The following is a 20,308-nucleotide window of genomic DNA, read 5'->3' on the forward strand; positions in this document are numbered from 1 at the left end:
GACGAGCGCGCCTCGATCGCACTCCCGCCGGCCAGACCTCGCACGCCGCCGAATCAGGACGGCGGCTCCTGGAAGGAAATTCCGAAAGTGAAGCTTCAGCGCATGAACCGGCGGGCCCTCACCCTCGGTGCTCTCGCCGTCTCCAGCGCCCTGGCCCTCACGGCGTGCGGTTCCGACGACACGGGTGAGAAGACCAACGAGTCCGGCGCCGCCACCAGCGCTGCCGCCGCCGGTGACGTCAAGTGCGACGACGCCAAGGGCCAGCTCCTGGCCGACGGCTCGTCCGCGCAGAAGAACGCCATCGACGCGTGGGTCAAGGCCTTCACGCAGGCCTGCCCCGGTGTCCAGATCAACTACAAGGGCGGCGGCTCCGGCGCCGGTGTCACCGCGTTCACCCAGGGCCAGGTCGCCTTCGCCGGCTCCGACTCCGCGCTGAAGCCGGAAGAGGTCACGGCCTCCAAGGAGATCTGCCAGGGCGGCCAGGGCATCGACCTGCCGATGGTCGGCGGTCCGATCGCCGTCGGTTACAACGTCCCGGGTGTCGACAACCTCGTCCTGGACGCGCCGACCCTCGCGAAGATCTTCGACAGCAAGATCACCAACTGGAACGACAAGGCCATCGCGGCGCTCAACCCCGACGCGAAGCTGCCCGACCTGAAGATCCAGGCGTTCCACCGCTCCGAGGACTCCGGCACCACGGACAACCTCACCAAGTACTTCATCGCCGCCACCCCGGAGAACTGGAAGTACGAGGGCGGCAAGGCCTGGCAGGCCAAGGGCGGCCAGGCGGCCTCCGGCTCCGCGGGCGTCGCCCAGCAGGTGAAGCAGAACTCCGGCGCCATCGGCTACATGGAGCTCTCCTACGCCAAGGACATGTCCACCGTCGCCATCGACACGGGTGCCGCCGAGCCGGTCGCCCCGTCCTCGGACAGCGCCACCAAGGCCATCGCGGACGCCGAGGTCGTCGGCACGGGCCAGGACCTCGCCCTGAAGATCAACTACAACACCAAGGCCGACGGCGCCTACCCGATCACCCTGGTCACGTACGAGATCGTCTGCGACAAGGGCAACAAGGCCGACACCCTGCCCGCCACCAAGGCCTTCCTCCGCTACATCGCCAGCGAGGACGGCCAGGGCGTCCTGTCCGGCATCGACTACGCGCCGATCCCGGCCGACATCATCGCCAAGGTCCGTACGACCATCGACGGCCTGAGCTGATCCCCCGGTGCGGTCCGGTCCCCGTCCGGGGCCCGGACCGCACCGTCCGGTGCACCGCCGCCAGGGGCCGCACGACGAGTACGGCTCCACCGAGCCGCCCTCGTGAGGACGGCTCCGCAGACCGGAGAACCTGATGGACATAACCACCAAGAGCACTCAAGCGCCGCCCCCTGCCCCGCAGCCGGGCGCCAGGCAGCAGAAGCGCAACGCACGTGGCGCCACCCGTCCCGGAGACCGGATCTTCCTCGGGCTCTCCCGCGGGTCCGGCATCCTGCTGCTTGCGATCATGGCCGCGATCGCGATCTTCCTGACGTATCGCGCCTCGCTCGCCCTCAGCGACAACGAGGGCGACTTCCTGACCACGTTCGAGTGGAACACCAACCTCAACCCGCCGGTCTTCGGTATCGCCGTACTGGCGTTCGGCACGGTGGTGTCCTCGATCATCGCCATGGTCATCGCGGTCCCGATCGCGGTCGCCATCGCCCTCTTCCTCACGCACTACGCCCCGCGCAAGCTGAGCGGTCCCATCGCCTACGTGATCGACCTGCTCGCCGCCGTGCCGTCGATCGTGTACGGCCTGTGGGGTGCGCTGATCCTCGTCCCGCACATGGACGGCCTCTACGGCTGGCTGGACGACTACTTCGGCTGGACCGGCATCTTCGAGTGGCAGGGCGGCGCTCCCCGCTCCATGCTCACCGTCGGCATCCTGCTCGCGATCATGATCCTTCCGATCATCACCAACGTGAGCCGCGAGGTCTTCAAGCAGGTCCCGCAGATCCACGAAGAGGCCGCCCTGGCCCTCGGCGCCACGCGCTGGGAGGTCATCCGGATGGCCGTCCTGCCCTTCGGCCGCTCCGGCGTGATCTCCGCCTCGATGCTCGGCCTCGGCCGTGCCCTCGGCGAGACCATGGCCGTCGCGACCGTGCTCTCCCCGAGCTTCACCATCGAGGCCAGCCTGCTCAACCCGGGCGGCGGCACCTTCGCCCAGAACATCGCCAGCAAGTTCAACGAGGCGACGCCCTTCGGCCGTGACGCGCTCATCGCCTCCGGTCTGGTGCTGTTCGTCATCACCCTGCTGGTCAACGGCGCGGCCCGCGCGATCATCGCCCGCCGCAAGGAGTACTCGGGGGCCAACGCATGAGCCACGCAGCCGTCGCACCCAAGCGCACCAGCACCCTGCGCGGTGCCAGCCTGCCGAAGTGGACCCCCTGGGCGATCATCGGCGGTTCCGTCGCCCTCGGCGTGGGCATCGGCCTCGCCGCCGGCCTGGAGAGCCGTATCCAGTGGGGCCTGATCGCCGCGCTGTTCTACATCCTCGGTACGTTCGGCATCGCCGCGCGGGTCGAGGGCAAGCGCCAGGCGAAGGACCGTGTCGCCACCTCGCTGGTGTGGGTCTCCTTCGTCGTCGCCATCGTGCCCCTCGCGTCGCTGATCTGGGCGACCATCGAGCGCGGCACCAAGGTGCTCGACGTCTACTTCCTGACGCACTCGATGGGCATCGTCGCGGACAGCGAGCCCGGTGGCGGTATCTACCACGCCATCATCGGCAGCCTGGAGCAGGTCGCCCTCGCCACCGCCATCGGCGCCCCGATCGGTGTCCTCACCGCGATCTACCTCGTCGAGTACGGCCGGGGCGCGCTTGCCCGTGCCGTCACCTTCTTCGTCGACGTCATGACGGGCATCCCGTCGATCGTCGCCGGTCTGTTCATCCTCAGCCTCATGCTGATGTGGGACATGCAGCCCTTCGGCTTCGCCGGCTCGCTCGCCCTGGCCATCCTGATGATGCCGGTGGTGGTGCGCTCCACCGAGGAGATGCTGAAGCTCGTCCCGAACGAGCTGCGGGAAGCGTCCCTCGCGCTGGGAGTGCCCAAGTGGCGGACCATCCTGAAGGTCGTCCTGCCGACCGCGATCGGCGGCATCACGACCGGCATCATGCTGTCCGTCGCGCGTATCGCCGGTGAGACCGCCCCGGTGCTGCTGCTGGTGTTCGGTAACCCGTTCATCAACAACAACCCGTTCGAGGGCGCACAGGCCTCGCTGCCTCTGTACATCTACCAGCAGTACCAGCAGAGCCAGTCCGAGGCGGCGTACGACCGTGCCTGGGCGGCGTCCCTGACGCTGATCGCGTTCGTGATGATCCTGAATCTCGTGGCCCGCGGCATTGCCCGCTGGAAGGCCCCGAAGACCGGTCGCTAAGGCGACAATCTCCGGCTCCGCCGGGCGGGGCCCCCTCAGCGACCGAGCCTGAATTTCTGGAAGTGAAGTAGACATGGCCAAGCGAATCGACGTAAGCGGACTGACCGCCTACTACGGCTCCCACAAGGCGATCGAGGACATCTCGATGACCGTCGAGCCCCGCTCGGTGACGGCCTTCATCGGCCCGTCCGGGTGCGGCAAGTCGACGTTCCTGCGCACGTTGAACCGGATGCACGAGGTCACCTCCGGTGGCCGCGTCGAGGGCAAGGTGCTGCTCGACGACGAGGACCTCTACGGGACGGGTATCGACCCGGTGTCCGTGCGGCGTGAGGTCGGCATGGTGTTCCAGCGGCCGAACCCGTTCCCGACGATGTCGATCTACGACAACGTGGCGGCGGGGCTGCGGCTGAACGGCAGCTACAAGAAGAGCGAGCTGAGCGACATCGTCGAGAAGTCGCTCAAGGGCGCGAACCTCTGGAACGAGGTCAAGGACCGGCTCCAGAAGCCGGGGTCGGGGCTGTCCGGTGGTCAGCAGCAGCGGCTGTGCATCGCTCGGGCGATCGCGGTGGAGCCGAACGTTCTGCTGATGGACGAGCCGTGCTCGGCGCTCGACCCGATCTCGACGCTGGCGATCGAGGACCTGATCGGTGAGCTGAAGGAGCGCTTCACGATCGTCATCGTGACGCACAACATGCAGCAGGCGGCGCGGGTGTCGGACCGTACGGCGTTCTTCAACCTCGCGGCGGTCGGGCAGCCCGGGCGGCTGATCGAGATCGACGACACGGAGCGGATCTTCTCCAACCCGTCGGTTCAGGCGACCGAGGACTACATCTCCGGGCGGTTCGGCTGACAGACCCCTCGCGGTGCTGCATGGCGGTGCCACCGTGAGGTAGAAGAGGGCCCGCCCCCCGGCTCCCGGGGGGCGGGCCCGTTTCTTGTTGCTGTGGTCGTGCCTGTGACGGTTGGCGTCGCGCCTGCGGTTTGTGGGGTGTGCGGGGCCGGGTCGGGGGGGTCCGTCCTCGGTCCGCCGATCCGGTTTCCTACGGGGGTTCTGGTGTTTGACGGCGGTCGCTGCGGGCGGACACCCCCCGCCCCGTCCCCTCCCCGCCGTATGCGCCTGACGCCCCGGGCCGTGGCCGCTCCCCGCAGCCCGCGTCTGCCGCCGCAGGCTGCGCGCCGCCCTGGCCGCGGGCATGCGTGCCGCTAGGGGCGGCACGGGTGGGCTGGGGGTCCCCCCTCTGGGGGAGGCAACTCGTAGCGCCGAGTTGCGCACCGCCCCTGCCTCAGCCCCCACCGGGGGTACCTCCTGGCGCAGCTGCGTGCGGCCCCCTGCCGGGGGTATGGGGGCGCCCCCGGCGGTGGTTGGTGGGCCGGGGGCGTAGGGGAGAAACGTTCCCTCTGTGGGGGGTGGGGCGGGGTCAGAGGAAGGCCAGGTTGACCACGCCGAAGGCGGCCGCGGCGACCAGGGCCGCTGCCGGCATGGTGATGAACCAGCCGAGGACGATGTTCTTGGCGACACCCCAGCGCACCGCGTTCACCCGCTTCGTCGCCCCGACACCCATGATCGCCGAGGTGATGACATGGGTCGTGGAGATGGGCGCCTTGAAGAGGAAGGCCGTGGTGAACATGATCGACGCGCCGGTCGTCTCCGCGGCGAACCCCTGCGGGGGGTCGAGCTCGATGATCTTGCGGCCGAGCGTACGCATGATGCGCCAGCCACCGGCGTACGTGCCCAGGGAGAGCATGACGGCGCAGACGATCTTGACCCAGACCGGGATCGGGTCGCCGTAGTCCTCGACGTCGGCGATGACGAGGGCCATCACCACGATGCCCATGGTCTTCTGCGCGTCCTGGAGGCCGTGGCCGAGGGCCATACCGGCCGCGGAGACGGTCTGGGCGATACGGAAGCCGCGCTTGGTCTTGTGGGGGTTGGCCCGGCGGAAGATCCACATGATGGCCGTCATCACCAGGTAACCGGCCAGCAGGCCGACCAGCGGGGAGACGAACATCGGGATGATGACCTTCTCGAAGACGCCGCTCCAGTAGACGGTCGTGCCGCCCGCCAGGGCCGCGCCGACCATGCCGCCGAACAGCGCGTGCGAGGAGGACGAGGGAAGACCGAAGTACCAGGTGATGAGGTTCCAGGTGATCGCGCCGGTGAGGGCGGCGAAGAGGATGCCCATGCCCTTGGAGCCCTCGGGCGTCTGGATCAGGCCCTCGGAGACCGTCTTGGCCACGCCGGAGCCGAGGAAGGCACCCGCGAGGTTCATCACGGCGGCCATGGCGAGCGCCGCGCGGGGGGTCAGGGCCCGGGTCGAGACGGACGTCGCGATCGCGTTCGCCGAGTCGTGGAAGCCGTTGGTGTACGTGAAGAAGAGCGCGACCCCGATGGTCACGACCAGAGCGAAGGTGTCCATGGACGTGTCTCAGGACTCCTTGACCGCGATGGTCTCCACCGTGTTCGCCACGTGTTCGAATGCGTCCGCCGCCTCTTCGAGGACGTCCACGATCTGCTTGAGCTTGAGCACCTCGATGGCGTCGTACTTGCCGTTGAAGAGGTGGGCCAGCAGCTTGCGGTGGATCTGGTCGGCCTGGTTCTCCAGCCGGTTGACCTCGATCCAGTACTCGGTGAGGTTGTTCATCGTGCGCAGGTTGGGCATCGCCTCGGCCGTCAGCTCGGCCGCGCGGGCCAGGACCTCGATCTGCTGCTCGACGCCCTTGGGCAGTTCCTCGACGTTGTAGAGGACGACCAGGTCGACGGCCTCCTCCATGAAGTCCATGATGTCGTCGAGGGACGAAGCGAGGGCGTAGATGTCCTCGCGGTCGAAGGGCGTGATGAACGAGGAGTTCAGCTGATGGAAGATCGCGTGTGTGGCGTCGTCACCGGCGTGTTCCGCTGCCCGCATACGCTCCGCGATCTCAGCCCGGGCGGAGGTGTCCGCCCCGAGCAGTTCCATCAGGAGTTTCGAGCCCGTGACGATGTTGTCCGCGGACGCGGCGAACATGTCGTAGAAGCTCGTCTCCCTGGGGGTCAGACGAAAGCGCACGTGTGGTCCTCGGGGTGCTTCGGTTTCGGTCAGGCTGATGCTAGGCGCATCATTCGGCCACGGCTAACGGGCCGTCCCCCAGTGTCGCCCATCAGGCAGAGTTATCGGCAGGTGGGCGGGGCAAGCCTTGTTCGGGGTGGTGTCGGCCACAGGGCGTCATACCCACGAAATTCGGTATCATATACCCGCCGGGGGTATATACCTGAGGAGCTCGTCTTGATTGGGAGGCCGTGATGACGACCACCGAGGCCGGAGCAGAGGCGGCCGCCGAGGCCGTGGCCGACGACCACGACCACGGAGTGCACGGCTACCACAAGCAGAAGGACGAGCACCTCAAGCGGCTGCGCCGGATCGAGGGCCAGATCCGCGGCCTGCAGCGCATGGTCGACGAGGACGTCTACTGCATCGACATACTCACGCAGGTGTCCGCCTCCACCAAGGCGCTCCAGTCCTTCGCCCTCCAGCTGCTCGACGAGCACCTGCGGCACTGCGTCGCCGACGCGGCCCTCAAGGGCGGCGACGAGATCGACGCGAAGGTGGAGGAGGCCACCAAGGCCATCGCGCGGATGCTGCGCACCTGACGCGCCGGGCCGTGAGTCCGCGGGGGCGGGCGGCTGTTCTCAGCCGCCCGTGCCCTCTCTCAGTTCGGCCACCCGCAGCACCTCGTCGATGCTCTCCAGGCTGAGCCGGTCCTCGTCGGCCGCCGACGCGGCGATGATCAGCTCGCCGCACAGTTCGATCTCGGCGAGGGCCACGTGGTCCTGCACCGCCGTACCGCCGACCGGAGCCACACGCATCACCTCTCCTCCGCCGTCACCGACTCTCTAGAGTAGGGAGCCGTCCACGGCCCGCGCATGGCACGGACGGGCTAGTTCTCATACCGGTCCGGCGGCTCTCTACTCCTCCGCGATCCGTCCCGCGTAGATGTCCTCGTCGGCCGGCAGGCGTACGTCGGCCGGGGTTCCGAAGTCGTACAGCAGGGTCGTCGAGGCGACCGCGACGGTGTTCTCCCGGTGGCCGTTGACGAAGCTGAAACGGTGTCTGACCTTGCGGATCCGGCCCTCCTCGTCGAGGAACACGTCGAAGGGGACGACCGCCGTGGCGAACCCCTTCGCCGCCGCGGCGAGGGCCTCCCGGCCGCCCTCGGACGCCGATCGCGCCGCCACCTCCAGATCCGCCGTGCCCGTGTAGTGCCGGACCTCGGTGCCCGCGAGATCCGTGACGCCGACGAACCTCGCCGTACGCGTCCCGCGCAGCACCTCCGCCGCGGCGAAGGGGTCGGTCGCCCCGCCGGTGACCAGATTGCCGTCGGACAGGGTCGCGGTCTCCACGCGCACCCATTTGTCGGCCGGGACGCCCGCGCCCCGGTTCTTCATGAACAGTGCCCCGGGCGCCAGCAGCTCGGTGATGGGGCGGTGCTCGACGCGGCCCGCCGGGTCCTGCGGCAGCAGCACCTTCAGCCGGCCCAGCCGGCGGGTGTAGTCGTACACGCCCTCACCGCGGATCGTGACCCGGGTGCCGCCGGTCGCCATCTCCATCGACGTACGCGCCCGGGAGCTCTTGGCGTCCACCAGGGCGTCGGCTGCCTCGTGCAGCGTGTGCACCGGGTCCTCGGCGGCCTCGCCGCTGTCTCCGCAGCCGGAGGTGGACAGGCAGACGCAGGCCATCAGACCCGCCGCCACGACCGTTCCGCCCGCCCTGCCGTGCTGCCTCTCCGCCATCGTCTGCCGACCCCCAGCCGTAGGTCCGTCACGGGCCCCTGTCGTGACGGTTAACGACGGGTAGGGGGTGCCGTCACGCGGTCGGCGGGGTGAGCCGGGGAAGGCCATAACCCACTGTTCATCCGGTCTGGGTACCGTTGTCCGTGTGACGCAGCAGGAGCGCTTCGCGCCCACTCAGGACCACGCCGAGCACCGCACGACCACCGTCGAACAGGGGCCGTTCTGCGTGGCCCGTTGCACCTGCGGCTGGCGCGGCCCCGCCCGCCGCGCCCGCAGCCTGGCCCGCACGGACGCGGAGGGCCACGCGGCCGCTCTGTGAGTCAGCGGCCGGCGCCCTCGCTCGAGCCGATGATCCGCAGGGCGTTGGCGACCATCCGCTTCTTGCGGGCGGTCTCCGCCGCGATGTCGTCCTGGCGTCGGGCCATCGCCGCCCTCTCGTACCGCGCCTCCGCGGCCGACCAGACGCGGATCAGACCGGTCTCGTGCTTGCAGGCCATGTCCGCCCGCGCGACCTTCTTCTCCCGGGCGTCGGGGGCGGGTGCCCGGGCCGTGGGCAGATCGGTGCCCGCGTCGAGCGGGGAGTCGTACGCGTGCCCCTCGCGGGCCATGCACGCCGACCACTCGCGGACCACCGCGCGCACCGCGGGGTCCCGTTCGGCCGCGCGGAAGGCGGAGAGGTAGATGTCCATGGCGACCGGGTTGCGCTCGCTGCCGCCGTCGCCGACGACGGTGGATCGGGCCTCCTCGTAGCAGCCGCCCTCCAGGACGGGCCGGTCGCGGAACTCGCCGATCACCTCGGCCTCGCGCAGCGGCTGCGCGCCCTCGCCGCGCCGGACGTCGTCCTCGGTGACCTGGTCCGAACCGACGCCGTACAGCAGCAGGTTGTGGATCCTCCGGTCCTCGGCCGTCCTCGGCCGGTCGGTGGTGACGAGGTCGGTGCCCTTGCGGGAGTTGGCCGGCACGCGCGGGTCCACGTCCGGGGCCATGTGGTAGCCGTAGCGGCGCGCCTGCTCGTCGCTCATCACGCCGTACGACCGGTCCGGGACGGTGGCGTGCAGGCTGCGGGTGAACTCCACGCGGTAGTCGAAGCCGTAGCGGCGCATGCAGGCGGCGCGGGTGATCAGTTCCGCGCGGCCGACCGCGGCCAGCTCCGAGGGCAGCAGCCGGGCCCGGTCCACGGGGCGGCCGAGCAGCGGCTCGGCCAGCTCGACCCGGGTGACGGGGGCGGTGTGGCGGGCCGCCCGCGTGTGCGGGGTCTCGTCGCCGGGGCCGCTACAGGCGGTCAGCAGGGTCAGCACGGCCGCGGCCGCGGGGACGACTGCTCGCCCCCGCGGCCGCAGGCTCACGGGCATTCCCAGTGGTTGGAGGCGTTGTCGTTGTAGACGTTGACGAAGCGCGACACCGAGGAGCGGGCCGGGATGTAGTCGGCCGGGCCCGACCAGCCGCTGTTGTAGTAGACGCTCGCGGTGCAGTCGGTGTCGAGGTTGGTCGCGGAGGCCGCGTTGTTCTTCACGGCCTGGCCCTGACCGGCGCCGCTGGAGGTGAAGACATAGCCGGCGTGGTCGCGGGTCGGGACGTTGAAGTCGGCGTGCGAACCGGCCAGCCCCGAGTTGTAGTACAGACACAGCTCGCCGAACAGGTTCGAGCTGACACTGGTGGTGCAGCGGCCGTCGTTCTGCGCGACAGCGGGGGCGACACCGATCGCGGTGGCGATTCCGGCGGCGGCCAGGACTACGGCAGCGCTCTTCTTGAAGTGCACATTTCTGGCAACTCCTGTGTGAGTCAGTCGACTTGGATGGTCGTGCCAGTGGTGCACACACATATCAACATGCTCGGCGGTCACTTGAGCCACAGGAGCGTGGTCGTTCCCCAGGCGTTCACCCTTCCGCTACCGGCGTTCGAAGGAGCGGAGCAGCTGCTCCACGAGGTCGCCGTCGCGTGGCTGGGTCAGGCGGGCGCGGGCCGTTGCCGGGGGGAGCCAGAGGATGCGGTCCACCTCGAGGTTCGGCACGAAGCCGCCGCCGGTGGCCTCGGCCGCCCAGTAACGCACCTGCTTGGGGCGTCCGTTGGCGAAGTAGTGGAGGGTGGAGAGCTCGGCGCCCGGACGGGCGGTGTAGCCCGTCTCCTCCACGACCTCGCGCAGAGCTCCCGTGAGTGCGTCCTCGTCGCGCTTCAGCTTGCCCTTGGGATGGGACCAGTCGTCGTACTTGGGCCGGTGCACCAGGCAGATCTCCAGCTCCCCGCCGAACGGGGAGAGGCGCCAGAGCACACAGCCGGCCGCCTGGATCGGAGTGGCGCTCGTCGTCTGGGGTGTCACCCGTGATTCACCGCCCTCGTCAGCGCTCAGGACGTGCTCACCGTCTGCTTCTGCCAGGACTGCTGGAACGCGAAACGCGCCGCCTCCACCTCATGGCGCTGGTCGGCGTGCAGCACTCCGAGGGCGTACGCCGTCGCCGGGGCGATGCGCGGGGTGCGCGCCGCGTGGGCCGCGGCGGCGGCCGCCTCCGAGGCGTCCCGGTGCCGGTTCAGCGCCTGCCCGGCCGTGAGCAGCCGTACGTCCACCGGGGCGTCCCGGCCGTGTCCGTGCAGCACCTCCAGGGCGTACCGGTGCAGGCGCAGCAGCAGGCGGACCTGGTGCCAGGGGCCGTCCTGCGGATGCGGGGCCGGGTCCGGGGACAGGCCGTGGATCAGCGCCTCGGCGTTGTAGGGGCTGCCCGCGGTGACCAGCGGCAGCCCGGCGATCGCGTCGGAGAGCCGCTCCTCGGCGGCCGCCGCGTGCGTGCGCAGATCGGCGTCCCGGGCCGCCGGGGTCAGCGGCACCTCGCTGGCCAGTACGGCGACCTTGTCGGCGACCGCGTGGAAACGGCTGCTGCCGAGCGCCTGGAGCGCGGTGGAGTGCGCCCGGGTGCGGGCCAGCGTCAGCTGGCGGTCGAGCAGCGCGCCCGCCTTCGCCGCGCCCACGGTCAGGTTGCCGCGCTCCGGCGGCGGCGGCGCCCCGCCCGGGGTGCCCGCCGTCTGGGCGGGCAGCGTCGCCGAGCCGGACAGCCGGTGCAGCGCGGTCAGCAGCCGCTCCAGCCGGGCCGCGCAGGCGTGCTCGGCCGCCAGAGTGCCCGACAGCCAGGCGAGTTCGGGCCGCATGCCCTCCGACCAGTCGGCGTCCAGCAGCGGACGGTACGTGTGCAGGCTGGCGCTGATGCGGCGGGCGGAGCGGCGCAGCGAGCGCGCCGCTCCGACGGACTCCTGCGGGCCGCTGTCCCCCACGCTCGGCCGGGCCCGCGCGGGGGCGCCCCCGCCGACGCCGGTCTCCCGGTGCTGGCGCAGGGCGCGCAGGAACTCCGTGGCCTGGGACCGGAGATGGTCCGCGAGGGCCTCTCCGGTCACCGGCCGGGCCAGGGGGTCCGTCGGTTCAAGGTGTTGCTGTGCCACGCCGGCGCCTCCGGGCGTCTATGAGCATCTCCTGGACGTTCCTCAGCGGCTGGCCCTCGGCGTCCGTCGCGTGCCGGGTCCACTCGCCGTCCGAGCCCAGGTGCCAGGAGACGGTGGTGTCGGACATGCCGGTCTCCAGCAGCCGGTTGAGCGCGGCGCGGTGGGCCGGGTCGACGACCCTGACCAGGGCCTCGATACGGCGGTCGAGGTTGCGGTGCATCATGTCGGCGCTGCCGATCCACACCTCGGGCTCGCCGCCGTTGCCGAAGGCGAAGACCCGCGAGTGCTCCAGGAAACGGCCGAGCACCGAACGGACGCGGATGTTCTCCGACAGTCCGGCGACCCCGGGGCGCAGCGCGCAGATGCCACGCACCCACACGTCGACCGGCACCCCCGCCTGGGACGCCCGGTACAGCGCGTCGACGGTGGCCTCGTCGACCATCGAGTTGACCTTGATGCGGACGTACGCGGGACGTCCGGCACGGTGGTGCTGGACCTCCTTGTTGATCCGCGAGATCAGGCCGTCGCGCAGCGACTTGGGCGCGACGAGCAGCCTGCGGTAGGTCTCGCGGCGGGAGTAGCCCGAGAGCCGGTTGAACAGGTCCGACAGGTCCGCGCCGACCTGCGGGTCCGCCGTCAGCAGGCCCAGGTCCTCGTAGAGGCGGGCAGTCTTGGGGTGGTAGTTGCCGGTGCCGACGTGGCAGTAGCGGCGCAGGGTGTCGCCCTCCTGGCGGACCACCAGCGACAGCTTGCAGTGCGTCTTCAGGCCGACCAGGCCGTAGACCACGTGGCAGCCGGCCTCCTCCAGCTTGCGCGCCCACTTGATGTTGGCGTGCTCGTCGAAGCGGGCCTTGATCTCGACCAGGACCAGGACCTGCTTGCCTGCCTCGGCGGCGTCGATGAGCGCGTTGACTATCGGGGAGTCGCCGGAGGTGCGGTACAGCGTCTGCTTGATCGCGAGGACGTCGGGGTCCTCGGCCGCCTGCTCCAGGAAGGCCTGCACCGACGTGGAGAACGAGTCGTAGGGGTGGTGCAGCAGCACGTCCCGGCTGCGCAGCGCGGCGAAGATGTCCGGCGGGGAGGCCGACTCCACCTCGGCGAGGTCGCGGTGGGTGCCGGCGACGAACTTGGGGTACTTCAGCTCCGGCCGGTCCAGGCCGTGGATGCGGAACAGGCCGGTCAGGTCGAGCGGGCCGGGCAGCGGGTAGACCTCGGCCTCGCTGATCTTCAGCTCGCGCACCAGCAGGTCCAGGACCTCGCGGTCGATGGACTCCTCGACCTCCAGGCGCACCGGCGGCCCGAAGCGGCGCCGCATGAGCTCCTTCTCCAGGGCCTGGAGGAGGTTCTCGGCGTCGTCCTCCTCGACCTCCAGGTCCTCGTTGCGGGTGATGCGGAAGGCGTGGTGCTCCAGCACCTCCATGCCGGGGAACAGCTCTTCCAGATGCGCCCCGATGACGTCCTCGATGGGGACGTAGCGGCCGGGGCTGGACTCCAGGAAGCGGGAGAGCAGCGGCGGCACCTTCACACGGGCGAAGTGCTTGTGGCCGCTGACCGGGTTGCGCACCACGACGGCCAGGTTCAGCGACAGGCCCGAGATGTACGGGAAGGGGTGCGCCGGGTCGACGGCCAGCGGGGTGAGCACGGGGAAGATCTGGTGCCGGAACAGGGTGAACAGACGGGCCTGCTCCTTCTCCGTCAGCTCGCTCCAGCGGACCAGGTGGATGCCCTCCTCCGCCAGTCCGGGGGCGACGTCCTCGTGGAAGCAGGCGGCGTGCCGTGCCATGAGCTCGCGCGAGCGCGCCCAGATCATCTCCAGCACCTGGCCGGGCTGCAGGCCGGAGGCGGAGCGGGTGGCGACGCCGGTGGCGATACGGCGCTTCAGACCGGCCACCCGGACCATGAAGAACTCGTCGAGGTTGCTGGCGAAGATCGCGAGGAAGTTCGCACGCTCCAGCAGGGGCGTGTTCGGGTCCTCGGCGAGCTCCAGAACCCGCTCGTTGAACGCGAGCCAGCTGCGCTCCCGGTCCAGGAACCGGCCCTGCGGCAGCTGGACCCCGTCGTCCTGCGACTCCTCGTACGCGTCGAGATCCGCGTCGAGGTCGGGTTCCAGATCGGAGACCGTGGCCGCCACGGTGTGCGGGCGGTGCGCGGCTATGGAGCCCACGGGGGGCTGTGCGTGCTGGACCTCTGCCTGGGCGTTCTGCTGACTCATGGACCCATTCTTCCGCGCCATGAGCGATACGGGCGCGTCGGACGACGCGGGCGGGAGCGCGGCGGCGGCCCTGAACGGGTGCGGCGAGTGCTCGGGCTCGGCGGCTGGGTTCATTGGCCGAGCGTCGCAAGAGCGTCTGAACCAATGGTTACGGCGACATGGCGTACGGGATAGCGGGGAACGGATCGCGGGCGTCTGCGTACCGCCGCCCGGCGTACAGGACGCCGGGTGGAGGTACGTGCGGCCCCTCTTCGCCCCCGCGAAGCGCGTACGCCGTCCGGGCGAGGACCCGTTTGACCGGTTTCCGCCCGCCGGGTGCCGCGGGCGGCTGCCGTGGGTCCGGGGACGCCGGACGGGCGACGCCGGACGGGCGGGGTTACGGCGACGGGCCCTCGCGTGTGGTCCGGCCGAGGTCAGCTCGTGCGGCGGCGTATCAGCCAGAAGGCGGCCGCGGCCGTCGCGGCGGTCAGGGCCAGGACGATGCCGGTCTCCACGAGCTGGAGCGGCCAGAAGTGCGAGGACGGGTGGTGGTCGGCGTACTGGCCCACGATGTCGTGCCGGGCGATGCAGCCGGGCTCCTCGACGCAGGACCCGTGCACCCGCGAGCCGTCGGCTCCGAAGGCGCCCTCGTCGACCCTCATGCCGTCGTAGGAGGGGTACTCGTCGACCGGCGTCGTGATCGTCACCGACGGCCACAGATAAGGGCGGAGCGTGCCCAGGGCGAGCGTCAGGCCGAACTGGGCGAGGACCGCGCCGCCGACGGCCGGCACCGCGCGTCCGGCGACCAGTCCGGCGAGGGCGCCGACGGCCAGGCCGAGGAGCGGGTAGACGGTGGCGAGAGGGCCGTTGGCCTGGAAGGTGACCGGGTCGTGCCAGGCGTACCAGCCGAGGTCGGACAGCAGCGGCGCGTCCGACTCCCAGACGGCGCGGTGCAGCAGGGTGAGCAGCAGGGTGCCCGGGATCAGCAGGGCGGCGGGCACGGTCAGCCTGGTCACCAGCCAGCGGATGGGGGAGACGGACTGCACCCAGGCCAGCCGCGCGGTGCCGCTCTCCAGCTCGCGGCCGATCAGCACGCCGCCCGTCCAGCCCGCGACGACGGCCGGCAGGACGCCGAGCAGGGCCGCCGACAGGGACACGGCCAGTTCGTAGCGCACGTACTCGGGGCCGCCGGCGTAGTCGCAGCCCAGGTCCCAGCGGGTGCCGCAGGCCATCCCGGTGTACTGGCGCCAGGCGGCGTCGCCGCCCGGGCCGTACGCCCACAGCAGCGCGGCGGCGGCCAGGGCGAACAGCAGGATCCAGAAGCGCAGGGCCACGCGGTGCAGCCGGAGCACGGCCCACACCATGCCGCGCGGGCCGCGGCGCCGGGGCCCGGCCTCGGCGGGTGAGGGCGCCTGGGTGGGTGAGGGCGCCTGGGTGGTTGCGGTGGTGGTCATGCGGCGGCCTCCCGCGTCTCGTCGAGCAGCAGGGCGGGCGCCTCGGGGGCCCGCAGATGGGCGAGGACCAGCTCCTCCAGGGACGGCTCGGCGGTCTCCCAGCCGGTGTCGAGGGGCCCGCTCGGCCGCACCAGCGCGGTGAGCAGGCGGCCGCCGGTGCGGGACTCGACGACGGTGTGCGGGGCGAGGTCGCCGATGCGGCCCGTGACCACACGATGTGCGGCGAGCAGGTCCTCCAATGGTCCGGCCAGCCGGACGCGGCCGCCGCCGAGCAGCAGCAGGTGGTCGCAGGAGCCTTCCAGCTCTGCGACGACGTGCGAGGACATCACGACGGTGGTGCCGTGGTCGGCGACATCGGCCATCAGTGTGCCCATCAGCTGGTGCCGGGCGAGCGGGTCGAGGTCGGCCATCGGCTCGTCGAGCAGCAGCAGCTCGGGCCGCTTGCCGAGGGCCAGGGCCAGTGCCACGCGGGTGCGCTGGCCGCCGGACAGGGTGCGGATCCTGGCGCCGGGGTCGAGGTCGCCCTGGCCGACGACCGCCTCGGCGACGGCCCCGTCCCAGCGGCGCGGGTTGAGCTCGCGGCCCAGACGCAGGGTCTCGGCCACGGTGAGCTGCGGGTGCAGGGGCTTGTCCTGGGCGACGTACGCCAGGCGCTCGCGCGTGGCGGCAGGGGTGCCGTCGAGGACGGTGAGCGTGCCCTGGGTCGGGCCGAGCAGCCCGGCCGCCAGGGCGAGCAGGGTGGACTTGCCTGCGCCGTTCGGGCCGACGAGGGCGCAGATGCGGCCCGCCGGGAGGCGGAAGGCGCAGTCCTGGAGCGCGGGCCGGGCGCGGCGTCCGAACCGCCTGCCCAGCCCGGCCGCCTCGATGGCGGTGCCGGTCATCGCCTGCCCCCTCGCCCCGCGCGCGGTGCCCGAAGCGCCGGCGGTCCCCCGATGGCGTTCATTCCTTCTCCCCCTCGAAGCGCTGCTCCAGTACGGATGTGAAGAGTGCGGCCACGTCGTCGCGCTCCAGCCCGGCCGCGCGGGCCCGCCGTGCCCAGTCCTCCAGCTCGGTGCGCAGCGGGGAGTCGGCGGGGGCGGCGCCCAGGGAGCGCCGCACGAAGGTGCCGAGCCCGCGCCGGGCCTCGACCAGTCCCTCGCGTTCCAGTTCGCGGTAGGCCTTGAGCACGGTGTTCGGGTTGATGGCGGTGGCTTCCACGACCTCGCGGGCCGTGGGGAGCTTGTCGCCGGGTTCCAGCAGGCCGAGGCGCAGGGCCTGTTTGGTCTGCTGGACGATCTGGACGTAGGTGGCGACGCCGCTGCGCCGGTCGATGCGGTACTCGATCACTGTCCGGTCCCTGGTCGTCCGGCCACGTCTCGAATCACCCTTTCACTACTTGATTAGTGAAAGGGTGATGGAAGAGAGGGGGCGGTGTCAAGGTCACCGCCCCCTGGGGGTGAAGCGGGCCTCAGGCGTTGACGCCCCGACGCGAGCGCCACCGGCCTGCGTACAGGCGTCTCGGGCCTGCGCCCAGCCGTCTCGGGTCTCCGCGCAGGCGTCTCCTGCCTGCGCCCAGGCGCATTACGCCTGCGCCCGGCTTCTCACGCCTGCGCCAAGGCGCCGCACACCTCCGCCCCGTCGCCTCACGTCTCCGTCCGGTACATCAGATCCGCCTCGTGGGTCGCGAACCCCAGCCCCTCGTACACCGCCACGGCAGCCTTGTTGTCGGCGTCGACGTAGAGCATCGCGGTCGGCAGGGTCTGGGCCGCCAGGTGGTTCAGGCCGATCGTGGTGAGGGACCTGCCCAGGCCGCCGCCCTGCGCGTCGGGCGAGACACCGACGACGTACACCTCGCCGATCTGCTCCTCGGCGTGCACCTTGGTCCAGTGGAAGCCGATCAGCTCCCCGCCGCGGACCGCGAGGAAGAACCCGGCCGGGTCGAACCACGGCTCGGCCTTGCGGTCGTCCAGGTCGCGCTGGGTCAGTGAGCCCTGCTCGGGGTGGTGCGCGAAGGCGGCCGCGTTCACCGCGAGCCAGGCGGCGTCGTCCTCGCCCGGCACGAACGTACGGACCGTCACGCCCTCGGGCAGCACCGGCTCCGGCAGCTCCAGGCCGGTCAACGGTCGGCGCATCTGCCGCAGTTCGCGGAACAGGGTCAGCCCCAGCACCTGCGCGAGATGGCGGGCGGCCGGGTGGCCCCCGTGCGCCCACACCCGCAGCCGCTTGCCGGACGCGGCGAGCAGTGCGGAGCCGAGCGCGCGGCCGTGCCCGTGCCCGCGGTGCGCGGGGTGGACGACCAGCTCGGCGGCCGGCGCCTCCACCGGGTCGGTGTCCTCCAGCTGGGCGTAGCCGACGAGTTCGGCGCCCGCGGTGAGCAGCAGATGGGCCACGCCGTCACGCTCGCCGCCGCGGAGCTGGAGCCTGCCCTGTTCGGAGACCGCCTGCTGGCCGTCGTTGCGGGCGGCCTCCGCGAGCAGTGCGAGGACGGCGTCGATCTGCTCCGCGTCGAGCGCGGCGAAGGTCTCGATGGAGCGGGAGCGGCCGGGCCGTGCGAAGTCGTCGCTGGTCATGCCTACGAGGGTAAAGGCCCGCACTCGTGAAACGTCGGCAAAGGGAAACCCAGATGTAACCATGAACCCCCTGTCGCGCTACGCGCGTTGACTCTAGGCTGCGCCCGGACCGAGACATACCTTCACATGCACCACAGGGGGGCGCATGCCTGCCACACCTCAGCCGCACCACCGCAGACGCCGTACGCACCGGCTCCTCGCCGCGGCCGCCGCAGTCGCGACCGTCGGCGCCCTCGCCGCCGCGCTGCCCGGTACCGCGAACGCCGACGAGGCCCAGCGGACCGGCAAGCACCCGGGCCGTTACCAGGACGTGCAGCTGCTGTCCTTCAACGACCTGCACGGCAACCTGGAGCCGCCGGCCGGCTCCTCCGGCCGGGTCACCGAGGTCCAGCCGGACGGCACCGTGAAGACCATCAACGACGTCGGCGGCGTCGAGTACCTCGCCACGCACCTGCGCAAGGCGCGCGAGGGCCACCAGTACTCCGTGACCGCGGCCGGCGGTGACATGGTCGGCGCCTCCCCGCTGCTCTCCGGCCTGTTCCACGACGAGCCCACCATCGAGGCGCTGAACAAGCTCGACCTCGACGTCACCTCGGTCGGCAACCACGAGTTCGACGAGGGTCCGGCCGAGCTCAAGCGCCTGCAGTACGGCGGCTGCCACGCCACCGACGGCTGCTACGGGGACGAGGAGTTCCAGGGGGCCGACTTCCCCTACCTCGCCGCGAACGTCCTGAACGAGAAGACCGGCCGCCCGATCCTCAAGCCGTACTCCGTCTGGCGGAAGAACGGCGTGCGGATCGGCTTCATCGGCGTGACCCTGGAGGGCACCCCGGGTGTCGTCACCGCCGAGGGCGTGAAGGGCCTCAAGTTCAAGGACGAGGTCGAGACGATCAACAAGTACGCCAACATCCTGCAGAAGCAGGGTGTGAAGTCGATCGTCGCGCTGATCCACGAGGGCGGCGCGCCGGCCTCCGGCTCGTACAACTACAACTGTGACTCCCCGGGCGCCGGCGACGGCATCTCCGGCCCGATCGTCGACATCGCGAAGAACATCTCGCCGAAGGTCGACGCGCTGGTCACCGGCCACACCCACGCAGCCTACGTGTGCACGGTCAACGACCCGGCGGGCAACCCGCGCATGGTCACCTCGGCCGCGTCCTTCGGCCGCCTCTACACCGACACCACCCTGACCTACGACCGCTGGACGGGTGACATCGCCCGTACGTCGGTGAAGTCGGCGAACCACGTGGTCACCCGGGACGTCGCCAAGGCGGCCGACCTGACCACGCTGATCGACAAGTGGAACGTGCTCGCCGCGCCCATCGGCAACCGTGCCATCGGCTACATCTCCGCCGACATCAGCAACAGCGGCACCGAGTCCCCGCTCGGCGACCTCATCGCCGACGCCCAGCTCGCCTACGGCAAGGAGCTGGACCCGGAGACCGACCTGGCCCTGATGAACCCCGGCGGCATCCGCGCGCCCCTGACCTACGCGGCCAAGGGCTCCGAGGGCGACGGCGTCGTCACCTACGCCGAGGGCTTCACCGTCCAGCCGTTCGCCAACCTGGTCAACCTCCAGGACCTCACCGGCGCCCAGCTGATCCAGGTCCTCAAGGAGCAGGTCAGCGGCACCAACGCGGCCTCCCCGAAGATCCTCCAGATCTCCTCGGGCCTCACCTACACCCTGGACCTGACGAAGACCGGCGCCGACCGCGTCGTCACCGACTCCGTCAAGCTCAACGGTGCCCCGGTCGACCTGACCGCCACCTACCGCGTCGCCACCAACAACTTCCTCTCCGGCGGCGGCGACGGCTTCCCGACCATCGCGCTCGGCACCAACGACCTCCTCGGCGCCGACGACCTCACGGCCCTGGAGAAGTACCTCCTGGCCAACTCCACCCCCACCACGCCGCTGGCCCCGCCGGCAGCGAACCGGATCACGATCGTGAAGTGACCCGACGGTCGCGGTGACGCAGGCGGGGGACGGGCCACGGCTCGTCCCCCGCTTCGTTTCCGGCTCCCGGCCGGCGCCCCCGGCCCGGCACCCGTCCGAACGAAACCGCGCACACCCCCGTCCCGTTCATGTGAAGCGAACTGTGCTGGGTGCGTGGAGTCTGCTGGCGTTGGCGCTCGCCGGGTGTGTGGTGGGGGGTGAGGAGGTCTCGGGTGAGGGGTCCTGCGTGTACCTCGTGACGTTCGAGGGCCGTCGGTACGTGGGCAGTGCGCCGGGGGACTTCGAGGTGGGGGAGCGGCTCGGCGGCGCCGTCCGGGCGGGCTGTGACGACACGGGAGGTGATCCCGACGATCCCGGCACGCCGGACGAGCGGGTGACCGCCTATGCGATCGAGGGGGTGGACCCGGACCTGGCCATCGTGCTGGACCCCGTCGCGCCGGACGTGGTGCTGGTGGCGTCGGAGTCCGGCGCGACCCTGCCCGAGGAGCTGCGGGGCGTGGTGGGGCGGGACTGACCCCGGTCGGCGGCCAGGGCGGCCCTGACGAACCTGCG

The 20,308-nt window shown here is 71.0% G+C and carries 21 protein-coding genes; 8 read left to right on the forward strand and 13 right to left on the reverse strand.

Annotated elements, in window-relative coordinates; genetic code table 11:
• The first annotated feature begins 87 nt into the window (after positions 1-87).
• The 4 genes from pstS to pstB all read left to right on the forward strand — a co-directional run bounded on the left by pstS (position 88) and on the right by pstB (position 4,264).
• On the forward strand, positions 88-1,218 hold the full coding sequence (gene pstS, locus ACZ6SQ_RS34060; RefSeq protein WP_469569076.1) for a phosphate ABC transporter substrate-binding protein PstS: 1,131 nt from the start codon (positions 88-90) through the stop codon (positions 1,216-1,218).
• A 133-nt stretch (positions 1,219-1,351) separates the two neighbouring features.
• A complete protein-coding gene (gene pstC, locus ACZ6SQ_RS34065) occupies positions 1,352-2,359 on the forward strand; it encodes a phosphate ABC transporter permease subunit PstC (RefSeq protein WP_469569078.1) in 1,008 nt (335 codons plus the stop codon).
• Complete coding sequence (gene pstA / locus ACZ6SQ_RS34070) at positions 2,356-3,414, forward strand: phosphate ABC transporter permease PstA (RefSeq protein ID WP_469569080.1); 1,059 nt, start codon at positions 2,356-2,358, stop codon at positions 3,412-3,414. The genes pstC and pstA overlap by 4 nt, the downstream gene beginning before the upstream one ends.
• A gap of 73 nt (positions 3,415-3,487) precedes the next feature.
• Entirely contained in the window at positions 3,488-4,264 is a 777-nt protein-coding gene (gene pstB, locus ACZ6SQ_RS34075) for a phosphate ABC transporter ATP-binding protein PstB (RefSeq protein ID WP_356688898.1), read from the forward strand.
• Positions 4,265-4,832: 568 nt separating this feature from the next.
• On the opposite strand, the gene ACZ6SQ_RS34080 is transcribed toward pstB, so the two are convergent.
• Positions 4,833-5,831, reverse strand: a complete 999-nt coding sequence (locus ACZ6SQ_RS34080) for an inorganic phosphate transporter (RefSeq protein ID WP_386377840.1) — start codon at positions 5,829-5,831, stop codon at positions 4,833-4,835.
• Positions 5,832-5,840: 9 nt separating this feature from the next.
• Positions 5,841-6,461 carry a DUF47 domain-containing protein gene (locus ACZ6SQ_RS34085; RefSeq protein ID WP_469569084.1) on the reverse strand — a complete coding sequence of 207 codons (621 nt, stop codon included), beginning with the start codon at positions 6,459-6,461 and terminating at the stop codon, positions 5,841-5,843.
• Positions 6,462-6,694: 233 nt separating this feature from the next.
• Between ACZ6SQ_RS34085 and ACZ6SQ_RS34090 the strand changes: the two genes are divergently transcribed.
• Positions 6,695-7,042: a metal-sensitive transcriptional regulator gene (locus ACZ6SQ_RS34090; protein ID WP_469569087.1), complete on the forward strand. Its 348-nt coding sequence runs from the start codon at positions 6,695-6,697 to the stop codon at positions 7,040-7,042.
• 39 nt (positions 7,043-7,081) lie between these two features.
• On the opposite strand, the gene ACZ6SQ_RS34095 is transcribed toward ACZ6SQ_RS34090, so the two are convergent.
• The gene (locus ACZ6SQ_RS34095; RefSeq protein ID WP_386377837.1) at positions 7,082-7,258 is read right to left on the reverse strand and encodes a hypothetical protein; all 177 of its coding nucleotides are present in this window, start codon (positions 7,256-7,258) and stop codon (positions 7,082-7,084) included.
• A 99-nt stretch (positions 7,259-7,357) separates the two neighbouring features.
• Entirely contained in the window at positions 7,358-8,182 is an 825-nt protein-coding gene (locus ACZ6SQ_RS34100; RefSeq protein ID WP_469569089.1) for an SCO4651 family lipoprotein, read from the reverse strand.
• Between the two features lie 145 nt (positions 8,183-8,327).
• Between ACZ6SQ_RS34100 and ACZ6SQ_RS34105 the strand changes: the two genes are divergently transcribed.
• Positions 8,328-8,501: a hypothetical protein gene (locus ACZ6SQ_RS34105; RefSeq protein ID WP_469569092.1), complete on the forward strand. Its 174-nt coding sequence runs from the start codon at positions 8,328-8,330 to the stop codon at positions 8,499-8,501.
• Position 8,502: 1 nt separating this feature from the next.
• On the opposite strand, the gene ACZ6SQ_RS34110 is transcribed toward ACZ6SQ_RS34105, so the two are convergent.
• The 9 genes from ACZ6SQ_RS34110 to mshD form a co-directional block, all read right to left on the reverse strand.
• Complete coding sequence (locus ACZ6SQ_RS34110; RefSeq protein WP_469569094.1) at positions 8,503-9,528, reverse strand: hypothetical protein; 1,026 nt, start codon at positions 9,526-9,528, stop codon at positions 8,503-8,505.
• Entirely contained in the window at positions 9,525-9,941 is a 417-nt protein-coding gene (locus ACZ6SQ_RS34115) for a peptidase inhibitor family I36 protein (protein ID WP_469569096.1), read from the reverse strand. The genes ACZ6SQ_RS34110 and ACZ6SQ_RS34115 overlap by 4 nt, the downstream gene beginning before the upstream one ends.
• Before the next feature lie 129 nt (positions 9,942-10,070).
• The gene (locus ACZ6SQ_RS34120; protein ID WP_469569098.1) at positions 10,071-10,499 is read right to left on the reverse strand and encodes an NUDIX hydrolase; all 429 of its coding nucleotides are present in this window, start codon (positions 10,497-10,499) and stop codon (positions 10,071-10,073) included.
• 26 nt (positions 10,500-10,525) lie between these two features.
• Positions 10,526-11,608: a CHAD domain-containing protein gene (locus tag ACZ6SQ_RS34125; RefSeq protein WP_469569100.1), complete on the reverse strand. Its 1,083-nt coding sequence runs from the start codon at positions 11,606-11,608 to the stop codon at positions 10,526-10,528.
• Positions 11,589-13,820, reverse strand: coding sequence for an RNA degradosome polyphosphate kinase (locus ACZ6SQ_RS34130; protein WP_386377832.1), 2,232 nt, complete (start codon positions 13,818-13,820; stop codon positions 11,589-11,591). The genes ACZ6SQ_RS34125 and ACZ6SQ_RS34130 overlap by 20 nt, the downstream gene beginning before the upstream one ends.
• Positions 13,821-14,233: 413 nt before the next feature.
• Complete coding sequence (locus tag ACZ6SQ_RS34135) at positions 14,234-15,253, reverse strand: ABC transporter permease (RefSeq protein ID WP_469569102.1); 1,020 nt, start codon at positions 15,251-15,253, stop codon at positions 14,234-14,236.
• Positions 15,250-16,134, reverse strand: a complete 885-nt coding sequence (locus ACZ6SQ_RS34140) for an ABC transporter ATP-binding protein (protein ID WP_469569105.1) — start codon at positions 16,132-16,134, stop codon at positions 15,250-15,252. Before ACZ6SQ_RS34140 ends, ACZ6SQ_RS34135 begins: the two co-directional genes overlap by 4 nt.
• 58 nt (positions 16,135-16,192) lie before the next feature.
• Positions 16,193-16,579 (reverse strand): GntR family transcriptional regulator, encoded by a 387-nt coding sequence (locus ACZ6SQ_RS34145; protein ID WP_469569107.1) that lies wholly within the window; start codon positions 16,577-16,579, stop codon positions 16,193-16,195.
• A 296-nt stretch (positions 16,580-16,875) separates the two neighbouring features.
• Positions 16,876-17,802, reverse strand: coding sequence for a mycothiol synthase (gene mshD / locus ACZ6SQ_RS34150; RefSeq protein ID WP_469569109.1), 927 nt, complete (start codon positions 17,800-17,802; stop codon positions 16,876-16,878).
• A gap of 145 nt (positions 17,803-17,947) precedes the next feature.
• Between mshD and ACZ6SQ_RS34155 the strand changes: the two genes are divergently transcribed.
• Both ACZ6SQ_RS34155 and ACZ6SQ_RS34160 read left to right on the forward strand, forming a co-directional pair.
• Positions 17,948-19,756 carry a bifunctional metallophosphatase/5'-nucleotidase gene (locus ACZ6SQ_RS34155; protein WP_469569112.1) on the forward strand — a complete coding sequence of 603 codons (1,809 nt, stop codon included), beginning with the start codon at positions 17,948-17,950 and terminating at the stop codon, positions 19,754-19,756.
• Positions 19,757-19,946: 190 nt separating this feature from the next.
• Positions 19,947-20,270, forward strand: coding sequence for a DUF6281 family protein (locus ACZ6SQ_RS34160; RefSeq protein ID WP_469569160.1), 324 nt, complete (start codon positions 19,947-19,949; stop codon positions 20,268-20,270).
• The last annotated feature ends 38 nt before the right edge of the window (positions 20,271-20,308 follow it).

The organism is Streptomyces sp. NPDC048600 (assembly GCF_055587025.1).